We start from the raw sequence: 13,544 nt of genomic DNA on the forward strand, positions 1-13,544 counted from the left end.
TGTTGCGCTGGATTGAGTTTCGCGGATTGGCCGCGGTCAGGCGTTGGTGCGCTGCTGCGGGGCGGCGATGTCCGCCAGGATCCTGGTCAGCACGGCTTCCGCCGTGGCTCCGGAGAATTCCGCTTCCGGGTCCATGACGAACCGGTGCGTCCATACCACGGCAGCCAGTTCCTTGATGTCGTCCGGGAGGACGAAGTTCCGTCCCTGCGAGGCGGCCCAGACCTTGGCGGCACGTACCATCGCCAGCGCGCCACGGACCGAGACTCCGAGGCGGGTCTCGGGGGCGTTGCGGGTTTCCTCGCACAGCCGGGAGATGTATTCCAGGACGGCCGTGTCCACATGCACCGTGGCGGCGAGGTCGGCCATGTCAGCCACGGCCTGGGTGGTGATGACGGCCGACAGTTCCTTCGACCGGTCCTTGAGGTTGGACCCGCCAAGGAGGCGCACTGTGGAGGCGTGGTCCGGGTAGCCGATGGAGGTCTTGATCAGGAAGCGGTCCAGCTGTGCCTCGGGAAGGCGGTAGGTGCCGGCCTGTTCGATGGGGTTTTGGGTGGCCATCACCATAAACGGCCGCCCTGCCTCGTAGGTGACGCCGTCCACCGTGACGCGGGATTCCTCCATCACCTCAAGCAGCGCGGACTGGGTCTTGGGCGAGGCACGGTTGATTTCGTCGGCTAGGACGATGTTGTTGAAGATCGGGCCCTTGTGGAACTCGAACTTCTGCGTCTTCTGGTCGTAGATGGTCACACCCGTGACGTCCGAGGGCAGCAGGTCCGGGGTGAACTGGATGCGGTTGTTGGAGCCCTGCACCGTGGCGGCGAGGGCCCGGGCCAGGGACGTCTTGCCTGTTCCCGGGGCGTCCTCGAACAGCACGTGTCCCTCGGCGAGCATGGCCGTGAACGTCAGCCGGATGACGTGTTCCTTGCCCAGGACGGCCTGGCCCACATTGGCAACGAGTTTCTCGAACGTGTCGGCAAACCAGGCGGCCTGCTCGGTGGTCATGGTCATGGTCAATCCTTTGCTTGATGGATACGGGAAAGCGGTAATGGGCTAGCGCTGGGGCATACCGGCCGGCGGACCTTGGCCGTCCCGGTTGGTGGTGTCGTGACGGACGTAGTTGCCGGCGGCGGGACCGCTGGTCAGGTGGTACCAAATTCCGGATGGGTTCTCCGACGTCTTGTACCAGACCACATAGAAGTCCGACTGGGACGGCGTGTTTTCGGGCAGCCACTTGCCTGGGCTGACGCAGCTGGACGGGTTGCCGGCACGGAAGCTGTCCACGCCGTAACCGGGCTCGGTGCAGCTGCGGACCGGTGTCGCGGTGATGGTCCAGGAGGTGGGTGGTGGAGGTGTTGGGTTAGCGCCGGACCTGGAGGTTACAGGTCCTCCGACAGCACCGTTCACCGCCGTTACGGCGCGCACCCGAAGCTGGCGGGGCTGGTCCCAGCCGCCGGCGGACCGGTCGTACTTGTTGGCTTTACCGACGTTGATCCAGCCGCCACCCTCGTAGCTGACCTCGTAGTGGCTCAGGGGCCGGCCGTTGGTGTTGGGGTTGTTCCAGGTCCAGTGGACGTCGCCGTCACCCTTGGCGGACGTGCCACCGTCGATGCTGGGGGCATTCGCTGGTCCGTAGGGGTTGCCGGTGCCGATCGTTTGGGCGTCACCTGAGGTGTTGTTCTTGGTGGACGTGGCAATGATGGTGACTGTGACGTCGGTTCCGTTGGGAAGGCCGTTGATATTGCCGCCTGGAGCGCCGATGGGCCCGGACTGACCGGACGAGGTCCGGTAGGAGTAGGCGATTTCACTGGCGGTGGAGCCGTTGCGCTGTGCTTCGGTCAGCGGCGTGAAGGTCACCTTGAGCTGCCCGCTGTTCCCGGTGTCCGCAACGGTGCCGCCGCTGACCTGGCCCGGCTTGCCGGCAGCCCGTTCGGCAGCCGATTGGGCACTGGTTGCACTGGTGCCCGCCTTGTTGGTGGCGGAAACCGTGAACGTGTAGTTCGTCTCCGAGTTGTCCACCGTCACGTTCTGCGACGTGCCCGCTACCTGCTGGGTGTTGACCACAGCACCGCCGCGGAGCGTGGTCAGGGTATACGCGGAGATGGCGTCGCCGTTGTTGTTCGGCGCCGTCCAGGTCACCTTCATCTGGCTTTGGCTTCCAAGTGAGGATGCCTGGGCAGCACCCGGCGCCGCCGGGGTTGCGGGGACGCCGGCCGGCACCTCGGCAGCCGAGTACGGGCTCCACTCGGACGGTTCCTTGGCATCGTTGCGGGCCAGGACCCGGACCTTGTAGGAGACGCCGTTCTGCAGGCCCTTCCAGACGTAGCTGACAGCCGTCAGGTTCTGGATCTGGGCGTTCTGTCCTGCCGGGGGCGGCGAGATCTCCAGGTCGTAGGACTTCACCGGGGAACCCTTGCTGGCCGGGGCGGTCCAGTTGATGGACAGCTCCTTGTCGCCGAACTTCAGCGAGGGCGCCAGCGGGGTGTCGGGCTTGACGTCGGGCCGGACCTCGGCCGAGGCCGGGGACCGGTCGGACTCGCCGAACTCGTTGGTGGCGGTGACCTGGAAGTGGTACTTGGTGTTGTTGACCAGTCCGTCAAGGGTGCAGGTGTTGGCCGCGCAGTCCTGCTGGAACCCGCCCTCGCCGTACACCGTGTAATTCGTAATTGGGGAGCCGCGGTCCGCCGGCGCCGTCCAGCTCAGGAGGGCCGTCCGGTCCCCCACGCTTTGCGCCTGCGGGGTGGCGGGCGCCTGCGGCTTGTCCTTGACGGTGAGCCGGATGCGGGCCGTCGCCTGCCGGGACTGGTCCCCTGTCTTGTCGGCGACCGTGTAGGACACCACCATGGTTCCGGTGAAACCCGGCGCCGGGGTGACCGTCACGGAGTCGCCGTTGACCTCAACATTGCCGCTGCCCGTTTCCGCACCGGCCGCGATGATCTTCAGCGCGGTCTCCGGGAAAGGGTTGGCGTCGTTGGCCAGGACATTGACCGTCACGGGCTTGCCGGCGGCAGCGTTGTCCTGGACGTCATCGTTGGCCACGGGTTTGGACCGGTTTGATGCGGTGACTGACAGCTGGTAAGTGGCCACGGCTTCCAGCCCGCGCGGGTCCCTGGCCTTGACCTGGACGGCGCCGCTGGTTCCCGTGCCGCTCGAATCGGCGGCCGACACTTTGAGGGTCCTGCCCTCGATGCTTGCGTTGAAACCGCTGGGCGATCCGCCCTCCAGTTCGTACTTCATTTTTTCGACGTCGTCCCGGTCCGGGTCCGAGGTCAGTTTGCCCAGGTCCGCAGTGGCGGCATCACCTTTCGGTACCTCCACGCTTGCGCCCAGGAGCTCCGGCGGGTTGTTCCGGTTGGGATCCGGCAGCACCTTGGTGCGGATGCTGAGGGTGGACTTCAGGCCAGCCGGGTCGTCCGGCCCGGTGCCGTCCGTCACTTCAAAGGTCAGTGACCCCGGCCCTACATAATCAGGGCCTGCCGTGTACTTCAGTCCTGTACCGTCGCCCGTGACGGGATCGCTGCCGTCCGAACCGATCAGCTTGATCCGGTCAGTCTGCGTCAGCCGCGGTGAACGGCCCTCCCGGACCTTCACCCACTCGTCCAGGTCGACGTCGGCGGACTGGCCGGCGATGACCTCGATGACCTCGTCCTTGCCCAGTGTGGGCACCTGCTGGCCTAAGCCCGGAACCCAAACGACCGCCGTCGACTGCTGGCCGTCCACGTCCTCGACGGTGTAGGGGATCAGCTGCGGCTGCTCGGTAAGGTCCACGATCATGGTGCCGTCGGCGCCTGGCCGTGCGGTGGCGGCCTCCGTGCTGATCTGCAGGTTCTCCCCGACCCCGTCGGGGTCCTCGTCGTTCTTCAGGACGGGGACGTCCACAGCGGTCTTTCCCATTGTCTGCGCGGAGGTGACCCTGTCATCACGGGCGATGGGCGCCTTGAGGGGCACCTCGTTGTCCACCAGCACGCGGATGGCAGCCTGGGCGGAAGCATCCCTGTCGTCGGCGATGGTGTATCGGACGTTGACGGTTCCGGCTTCGCCCGGTGCCAGCAGGATGATCCTGCCGCTGGCCTTGCTGACGGTGGCCTGCAGTGCTGGATCGGCTTCGATGCCGTCCGTCAGGATGCGGATCAGGTCACCGTCGGGATCGGTGTCGTTGCCGGTGGCGTCGACGGCGATCTGCCGGCCGGGGCGGACCCGCACCTCGTCGTCCACAGGGGTTGGCTTCTGGTTGATCTCACCGCGCGGCGCGATGCCTACTGTCACCGTTCCGGTGTTGACGGCCCCCTGGCGGTCAACCACTTTGTAGCGGAAGGTGTCTGTTCCGGCGCCGTCCCCGGCGGCGGTGAAGTCGATGAAGTTGCTGCCGACGGCGGCCGTTCCCATCGCCGGGGTGCTGTCGATGCCGGTGAGCTGGACGGAGTCGCCGTCCGGATCGATGCCGTCCAGGGGGACGGGGATCCGTACCGTGCCGCCGGCCACCACGCGAGCGGTGAGGTTGCGGGGCTGCGGACGCGAGTTTTCGGCGCCTTCAAGCGGAAGGATATGGATGGTCACCGCGGCGGCGCTCTTCTGGCCCTGCGGATCCACCGCATTGTAGATGGCACGCACCGTCTTGGGCTGGCTGCCGGCAATGAATCGCAGCGTGTTTTCCGAGACGAAGCTCTTGCCGTCCACGGGGTCAACACCTTGCGGCAGAACCGGATCCACGCTGAGTTCCTGGCCCTGCGGGTGGGTGTCGTTGTCCAGCACCGGGATGGTGACGACGTCGTTCACGCGGACGTTGACCTCGTCCGGTTTCGGTTGGGGAGCCTCCACCACGGCGGGGGCCGGGACCGGGACAACGGAGACGCTGCCGGTGGCCGATTTCCTGCCGTTGGACATGGTGTATTCGAACAGGATGGGATCCTTGGTCCCCAGGATGTCCGTGATCCGCAGGACGCCGTGGTTGATGACGCTGACAGATGCTGTGGAGTTTTCCGGCAGCCTGACGGACTGGAGCACCAGGACCCCGCCCGACGGATCGGAGTCGTTGGCGAGGGGGTCCAGCAGCACGCTTCCGCCGGTGGGCATCAGCGCCACGTCGTGGACGGCCACCGGATTGCCGGTTTGGTCCCCGGACTCCACGTCAACGCGGATCAGGCCCTGGCTGCTCTGGGGTCCGTTACTGGCGATGTAGGTCAGGTACACGGGGCCGGGGGTGGTGCTGCGGAACGTGAACGTGCCGCCGTCGGTGACCGGGCCAAGTTCGGCCGGGCCGTTTGCTTCCACCTGGGCGAGCCGGAGGGCGCCGCCGTTGGGGTCCACGTCGTTCTTCAGCGGGGATATGACCAGGTCCTGGCCCACCACCGCGGTGACGTGGTCGGCATTGACCACCGGCGCCAAGGCTCCCGGCGGCTGGACGTTGACCACGACTTTTCCGGTCACGGTGGCGCGGCCATCCCAGATGGTCACCTCGACGGTCTTCTTGCCGGCCGTGGCGCCCGAGTCCTGGAACGTCAGGAGGCCGTCGCGGCGGACTTTCACCTGGTCCTGGTCGTTGTCTGCCTTGGCGTCGAGGAGGACCAGGTCGTCGCCGTCGGGGTCGATCCAATCGGTAAGGATGTTCTGGCTGACGGTCTTGCCCTGTTCCACCAGCATGGTGGTGTCATCGCCGCGCTTGAACTGCGGCGGCTTGTTCTCGTCAGGGCCCACCACGCTGAGCGTGACCTGGCCGCCGGCCGAGAGTCCGCGGCCGTCGGAGGCGTTGTAGTTGAACGTTTCGGTGCCCGGTTTCGCGTCTGCCGGGACCGAGACCTGGAACGCGGTGCCGCCGTAGATGTTCTCCAGGGTGCCGGCCTTGGGGCCGCTGTCCGCCAAGGCGGCGGTGAGGACGTCGCCGTCGGGGTCGGAATCGTTGTCCAGGACGCTGAGGACGGTGGTCCGTCCGGGGCGGACGCCGACGGCGTCGGGCTTGGTTTCCGGCGGACGGTTGGGTTTGGTGCGGTCCGGCAGCACGTTGATGGTGTTGTTGTCCGCGGATTCCTGGTCCTGCTCGTCGGATTCGTTCTTGGGCGGGACAACGTCGTCCCAGTTGTTGACGAGCTGCATGTTCTGGTTGACCAGCCACACGTTGCCCGAGTTCACATCGTTCAGGACCACCAGGTCCCGGTTCACCCGGAAAACATACGACGGCGACGCACTGGCCTTGGGCACGTCCACGTTCTTGTCAGCAGCATCATCCACACAGTCCCGGACGTACTTGTTGGGACCGGACCAGGCTGCGTGCACGCACCCGCCCAACTGCACCGGCGCAGCCGGGACACCCTCGCCGTCGAACGCCACCGTTTTGGCCGTGGCGCCGTTCAGGGGCTGCTTCAGCAGCGCCTTCTGCGTGGAAATTGCTACAAAGCCGCTGGCGGGACCGCCCTGCTGCAGCTTCGCCTCCCGCGCGTTGTCCAGCTGCAGCCGCTTGCCGCCCGGCAGGAACAACTCCCCCGCCGCCGCATCAAGAACCACCGGCTGGTCCCCCACCACCGTGATCTGCAGGTCGCCCGCGCCCTTCAACTCACCCCAGGTCTCCGACTCCGAGGACGTGACCTCACCGTTGGCATCAACACCGGTCACCGTCACCACACCGGACTCCGGATCCGCCGAGTAGATCCGGTCATCCTCCCCCACAGCCGACACGGTGCCCTCCGAACCCACCAGAACCGGCTCGGTGGCCTCCTCGTCAAAACCGTTGATCGTGGACGGCGATACCGCCCACACCTTGCCCGAGGCCGCGTCCGTCACCGAGATCACTTCGGAGCCGAAACTCACATCCGCCGCCCCCGGCAACTGCTTATCCCCACCCAGGCGCATGTTCGCCGGCGACACCTGGTTCAACGTCGAACCAGACTCATCATCAACAAACACCTCACCGGCGTCCTGCAGGATGTCGAAGGTGGTGGACGCCGGCGTCACCGCACCATCAAGCACACGCGACGGGTAGTTCAGCCGGCCCACCGCATTCTTGGACTTGGAGACCACCCACACACCACCGTCGTTCAACTCCACCTCAGTGGTCTTAAACCCCGGATAGAGCACTGCCCCGGTCACCACAACAGCCACGGCAGCGCCAAAGGCGGTGCCGGTGACGATCTTTTTGTGGCGCCGTTTCAGCCCAAGTTTCCCCAGCAGACCTGTCACAGCGTAGATAACCCCCGATTACGGCCCCCAGGCCGGCATGTCAGAGAACCCGGTATCGGGCTCTCCGTTTCCCGGGCAAGCCTACTCAAGGGGCAGTAAGCCCGCGATGGGGAGGCCTCCCCCATCGCCTGGCCCGGAGCTTCTTCCTCCGGGCGGGTCAGCATGGCGGCACCCCGGCATTTCCCGGCTCGCCCAAGGTGGTGGAACCAGCCACAACGTAGCGGCCCACGTTGCTGGCAGAGCCTGCCTCGATCCGGTACCAGGTCCGGATCGGGTTGGGGGTCCAGTGGTCGCTCTGGATGATGTAGCAGCGGACCACAAGGGTGTGGTTGTCGGCAACGTACAGCCACGGCGGCCGGTGCGCGTTGATGCCGTCGCAGTCATAGTAGGGTGCCGGCCGGTAGTTCGCTCCGCCCAGGGTGTAGGTGCAGGACCGCACGAAAGCGGGGTCTGCGGAACTGAGCCGGGTGGTCCATTCGCCGCGCTTGCCGGAGGTGGCGGTGGCGCTGACCTGGGCGCTGCCGGTGCCCAGGGAGTTGAACGTCTGCACGGTGATGGTGCGCTGCTGTTCCCAGCCGCCGGTGTTGATCGTCCTGCTGCCGGAGGGGGCGACGCTCTCCCAGCCGCCTCCACTGATGAGGATCCGGGTTTCCGCGACGTCGTTGGTGGACGTGGAGGGCGATGACCAGCTCAGCGTCACGGTCTGGTCATTGAGCTGTCCGTTGGTTCCGCTGGCGGAAGGGGTGCCCGGTGAGCCATACGGCGTGACCCTGGCGGGTGCACTGGCATCAGAGCTCGGCGCCACGGTGGACACCGCTGTCACTGTGACGGCAAGCGCCTGTCCGTTGGTGAATCCGCCCACGGTTTCGCCGGGGCTGATGGGCCCGCTTTGTCCTCCCGCCGAGTAGCGGTAGCTGACTTCTTCGGCCCGGGAGCCGTTGCGCTGGGCGTCGGTGAGCCTGTTGAACTGGATGGTGACCTGCCGGCCGGCACCGTTCGTATTGGCCGGCGTGGCGCTGACGCCGGTGACCTGGGCGAGTTTTCCGGTAGCGCGTCGGGGGGCCGAGGAGGGGCTGGCGGTTCCCTTGCCGGCTTTGTTTTCGGCTTGGACGGTGAAAGTGTAGGCCGTTTCGGAGTTCTGGGCCCGGAAAACGGCAGTGCGGACTGTCCCGGCCACCACCTGGGTCTGTGGGGCTGCGCCCCCGCCGTTCATGGTGACGTAGTAGTTCCGGATGGGATCGCCGTTGGTGTCCGGCTCAGCCCAGTCCACCCGGATCTGGTTTTCGCTGCCCACCGCGGATGCTACCGCCGTGGTGGGTGCAGCGGGGGCGGCCGGGACACCGGCAGGGTTGTCCTCTACGGAGTAGATGCTCCATTCGGAGGGGCCAAGTTCGTTGACGGCCTGCGCGCGGACCCGGTACTTGACGCCGTTCGTGAGGCCGGTCCACGTGTAGTTCAGGCCGGCCACCTCATTCTTGACGGCGATGCCGTTGGAAGGCGGCGGCGAGATCTCCAGGTTATAGTGCTTGACCGCGGAGCCCTCCGTCTTGGCGGCAGGCCAGTTGATGACCATGTTCCTGTCGCCGGCTTTGACGGACGGCGCGTCCGGCGGGGAGGGCTTTTCATCCGGCCGGATCTCGTTCGAGGCCGCCGACGGACTGGATTTGCCCACCTCATTCTCGGCGATGACGGTGAAGACGTATTTGACGTCGTTCGTCAGCCCCGAGAGTGTGCACGTTGTGGTGGGGCACGCCTGCGAAAAGCCGTTGTTGGATTCCACGCGGTAGCCGGTGATAGCGGCGCCATTGTCCGACGGCGGCGCCCACTTGAGGACGGCTGTCCGGCTGCGGACATCCGTGGCGGAGGGGGCAGAGGGTGCGTCAGGCACGTCACGGACGGTCAGCCGCAGGCGGCCGGTGGCCTGCCGTGATACGTCGCCGGTCTTGTCCACCACCGTGTAGCGGACCACCATCACGCCCTTGAAACCCGGCGCCGGGGTCACCGTGACGGAGTCTCCGTCAAACGCTGGTTGTCCCGCCGCAGATCCCGTTTCAACTCCCGCGGCAACTATCTTCAGTGGTGCGTCGTCGAACGGGTTTCCATCGTTGCCCAGGACGTTGACGGTTTCCGTCTTGCCCGCGTTCGCTTTTTCGACGACGTCGTCATTGGCCACGGGCATGGGCCTGTTGGAGGCCACGTACCGTGCGGAGATGTTTGCTTTCACCGCCGGAGACCTGCCGTCGGTGACCCGGACGGGGATGTTTCCGGTAAATCCGGCCGCTACCGACGTTTCGGCCCGGACTTCGAGGATGGAGCCGTTGACGGAGGCCGAGAATCCGGCCGGAAGACCGCCGTCGAGTTCAAACCTCAGGTTGCCCTTGTCCTGTTCATCAACATCGGCAGCGAGCGGCCCCAGGTCCAGCCGTGCTGTTTCGGCCTTGGGTACGTCCAGTGCAGCACCGCTGAAGGTGGGCGGATGGTTGGCATTGGGATCCGGTATCACCCTGGTCATGATGACAAGGGTGGACTTCAGGCCCTCGGGATCGTCCGGTCCGTTGCCGTCCGTGACTTCGAAGGTCAGGGACCCCGGGCCCACATAGTCGGCCTTGGCGGCGTAGCGGAGCGCGGTCCCGTCTCCGGCAATGACGTTTTCCGGCGAAGCGCCCTGGACCTTGACGGAGTCCGCCACGGTGATGCGCGGCCGCTTCCCGTCGCGTACCCGGACGTAGTCGCTGAGTTCGAGGGTGACGTCCTTGCCTGCCATCACTTCGACGATGTCGGTCCTCGACAGGCTGGGGTATTGGGCTCCCTGCCCGGGGATCCACATGACGGCTGTCGAACTCAGGCCATCAACATCCGTGACGGTATAGGGAATCAGCTGGTCCTCCGGCGTCAGGGTCACCACTACATTGCCGGAACCCCCGTCCCGGGCATTCGGGTTGCCGTCCGGGAGGCTAATCTTCAGCTCCGCGGCCACGCCGTCGGCGTCGGAGTCGTTCTTGAGGACCGGGACGTCGACGGCGGTCTTGCCGAGGGTTTCCGAGGGCGTGACCCTGTCGTCCTTCGCGGCCGGACGCTTGAGCTCGGCGTCGGGACTGATCCGGATCCGGATGGCAGCCCCGGCCGCGGCCTTCTTGTCATCCTGGATTTGGTAGCCGATTCCGGCGTTGCCGGCAATGGACGGGGCTGTGAAGAGTACCTTGGAGTCCTCGGTGGCTTCCGCCTGGAGTTCGGGCAGTGCCTCGAACGCGTCGGCGAGCAGGGCGATGGGGTCGCCGTCGGGGTCGGAGTCGTTGGCCAGCGCATCCACCGCAACTTTGCGCCCGGGCCGGACATCGATGGAGTCTTCCACGGCGATGGGGTTCTGGTTGTTGGCTTCCGGCGGGGCGATCCCCACAATCACTGTTCCCGTGTTTTCGGCTCCGATGCGGTCGCGGACCCGGTAGGTGAAGGTATCGGTGCCTGCGGCGTCGCCGGCGGCGGTGAATTCGAGGTAGCCGTCCTTGACGGTGGCCGTACCCATCGCGGCGGCCTTGTCGATGCCGATCAGCTGCACGGAGTCGCCGTTCGCGTCTATCCCGTCCAGCGGTACCGGGATCTTCACGGTCATCCCGGAGACCACCCGGGCCGTCAGGTTCCGCGGCTCGGGGCGGGAGTTGCGTTCGTCGTCGCGGGCCTGGATCCGGATGGTGACCTGCTGGGAGTCCACCTGGCCGGTGTCATTCCGGACTTTGTAGATGGCGTAGACGGTTTTGGGGGTCTCGCCGGCAATGAACCGCAGCGTGTCCCCGGAGACGAACATCCGCCCGTCCGCGGCGTCGGGCTCCTGGGCAAGTTCGGGAACCAGTGCCAGTTTGCCGCCGCTGGGGTCCGTGTCGTTGGCCAGGACCGGGATGGTCACCACGTCCCCGGCGCGTACGGTGGCCTCGTCCGGCTTGGCCTGCGGCGGCTGGAGTTTGGCGGGGGCCGGGACCAGCAGCACGGCGATCTCGCCCACGGCGGAAGCGCGGCCATTGGAAATGGTGTACTTCATGGTCAGCTGGCCTTCCGCGCGGATATCCGTCACGCGGACCACCGAATGGTCCAGGACGGAGACGCTGACCGGCAGGCCGGAGTCCGCGGTGACGGACTGGACTACCAGCACGCCGCCCGACGGGTCGGAGTCGTTCCCCAGCACGTCAACCAGGGCACTTCCGCCGGTGGGAAGCAGGGCGATGTCGCGCACCGCCACCGGTGCGCCCTCATTGTTGCCGGGGACGACGTCGACGCGGACCAGCTGCTGGGCGCTCGCCGGCCCGTTGGTCACCAGGTAGGAGACGTAGTGTGCCCCCGGCACCTCGGAGTTGAAGGTGAAGGTCTGCTGGTCGGCCCCGATGGTGGCCGTTGACTGCTCATCCGTTGTTGCCTGCGCCAGGCGCAGGGAACCGCCCTGCGGATCGACGTCGTTCTTGAGCGGGGCGATCACGGTGTTGGCGCCGGCCACGGCGATGACGTGGTCGGCGTTGGCCAGGGGCGGCAGTGCGCCCGGCGCGCGGACGTCAACGGCAATCCGTCCCTCGGCCGTGGCTTTTCCGTCGGAAATGCGGACGGTGAGGACTTTGCGGCCGGGGGCTGTTCCCGAGTCCTGGAAGGTGAGCTGCCCGTCGGGCCTGATCCGGACCTGGTCCAGCGGATCCGGGCTGGTCACGGATTCCGCGAAGAGGTCGTCGCCGTCGGGGTCGATCCAGTTGGGCAGGATGTTCTGGGTGAGCGCCTTGCCCTGCTGGAGCACCAGCGTGGTTTCGCGGTTTGGTTTCTGCTGCGGCGCTGAATTTTCGCCGGCAGGAACAATGCGCAGTGCCACGTCGGCAGTTCCGGACAGTCCCCGCCCGTCGTCCACTGTGTACTGGAAGGAGTCTGTTCCGGTCTTGTCCGCGGGCACCGCCACCTGGAAGCCGGTATCGCCGTAGATGGTGGAAAGGGTTCCGGACTTAACCTCGGCCGGCGGGCGCAGGGTGAGGATGTCGCCGTCCGGATCCGTATCATTGTCCAGCACGGGCAGGATGGTGGTCTTGCCCGCCCGGACACCAAAGGCATCCGGTTTCGCCGAGGGCGGGCTGTTGGGTTTGGTGCGGTCGGGCAGGACGGTCTGCTGGACTTCGTCGGCGGAGTCCTTGTCCGCGTCGTCCGACGTTTCCTTGGGCGGGATGACGTCGTCCCAGTTGTTCACGAGCTGCATGTTCTGGTTGACCAGCCACACGTTGCCCGAGTTCACATCGTTCAGGACCACCAGGTCCCGGTTCACCCGGAAAACATACGACGGCGACGCACTGGCCTTGGGCACGTCCACGTTCTTGTCAGCAGCATCATCCACACAGTCCCGGACGTACTTGTTCGCACCGGACCAGGCTGCGTGCACGCACCCGCCCAACTGCACCGGCGCAGCCGGGACACCCTCGCCGTCGAACGCCACCGTTTTGGCCGTGCCGCCATCCAGGGGCTGCTTCAGCAGCGCCTTCTGGGTGGAAATTGCTACAAAGCCGCTGGCGGGACCGCCCTGCTGCAGCTTCGCCTCCCGCGCGTTGTCCAGCTGCAGCCGCTTGCCGCCCGGCAGGAACAACTCCCCCGCCGCCGCATCAAGAACCACCGGCTGGTCCCCCACCACCGTGATCTGCAGGTCGCCCGAGCCCTTCAACTCACCCCAGGTCTCCGACTCCGAGGACGTGACCTCACCGTTCGCGTCCACACCTGTTACCGTCACCACACCGGACTCCGGATCGGCCGAGTAGATCCGGTCATCCTCCCCCACAGCCGACACGGTGCCCTCCGAACCCACCAGAACCGGCTCGGTGGCTTCCTCATCAAAACCATTCACAGTGGACGGCGACACCGCCCACACCTTCCCCGACGCCGCATCCGTCACCGAGATTACTTCGGAGCCGAAACTCACATCAGCCGCCCCCGGCAACTGCTTATCCCCACCCAGGCGCATGTTCGCCGGCGACACCTGGTTCAACGTCGAACCAGACTCATCATCAACAAACACCTCACCGGCGTCCTGCAGGATGTCGAAGGTGGTGGACGCCGGCGTCACCGCACCATCAAGCACACGCGACGGGTAATTCAGCCGGCCCACCGCATTCTTGGACTTCGAAACCACCCACACACCGCCGTCGTTCAACTCCACCTCAGTGGTCTTAAACCCCGGATAGACGATGGCGCCAACCACCAGGACAGTGAGCGCGAGCCCGAAAATTGCTGAGGTAAGGAGCCGGGACCGCAGGTACGAGGTGCGGAACGGTGCGGCTGGCGCGGCGTTTTGCGCGCGACTTTGTCCGCGAAGTTTCATGGAAAAGCTTCCCCCAAGTATTTTCCGGCGCCGGCTTCCGGCCGTGCGG

Annotated in this window: 3 protein-coding genes; all 3 read right to left on the reverse strand. The window is 66.2% G+C overall.

The annotated features are described in order from the left end of the window. Positions 1–36: 36 nt before the first annotated feature. Positions 37–1,008 carry an AAA family ATPase gene (locus ACZ9BC_RS17145; protein WP_476246966.1) on the reverse strand — a complete coding sequence of 324 codons (972 nt, stop codon included), beginning with the start codon at positions 1,006–1,008 and terminating at the stop codon, positions 37–39. A 42-nt stretch (positions 1,009–1,050) separates the two neighbouring features. Continuing rightward, positions 1,051–7,167 carry an Ig-like domain-containing protein gene (locus ACZ9BC_RS17150; RefSeq protein WP_476246967.1) on the reverse strand — a complete coding sequence of 2,039 codons (6,117 nt, stop codon included), beginning with the start codon at positions 7,165–7,167 and terminating at the stop codon, positions 1,051–1,053. 157 nt (positions 7,168–7,324) lie between these two features. Next, the gene (locus ACZ9BC_RS17155; RefSeq protein ID WP_476246968.1) at positions 7,325–13,495 is read right to left on the reverse strand and encodes an Ig-like domain-containing protein; all 6,171 of its coding nucleotides are present in this window, start codon (positions 13,493–13,495) and stop codon (positions 7,325–7,327) included. Positions 13,496–13,544 lie beyond the last annotated feature (49 nt).

It is taken from the genome of Pseudarthrobacter sp. TE3704, assembly GCF_056279405.1.

Coding starts and splice junctions, on each gene's coding strand:
- ACZ9BC_RS17145 (WP_476246966.1), bottom strand. CDS start 1,008: ATGACCATGACCACCGAGCAGGCCGCCTGGTTTGCCGACACGTTCGAG.
- ACZ9BC_RS17155 (WP_476246968.1), bottom strand. CDS start 13,495: ATGAAACTTCGCGGACAAAGTCGCGCGCAAAACGCCGCGCCAGCCGCA.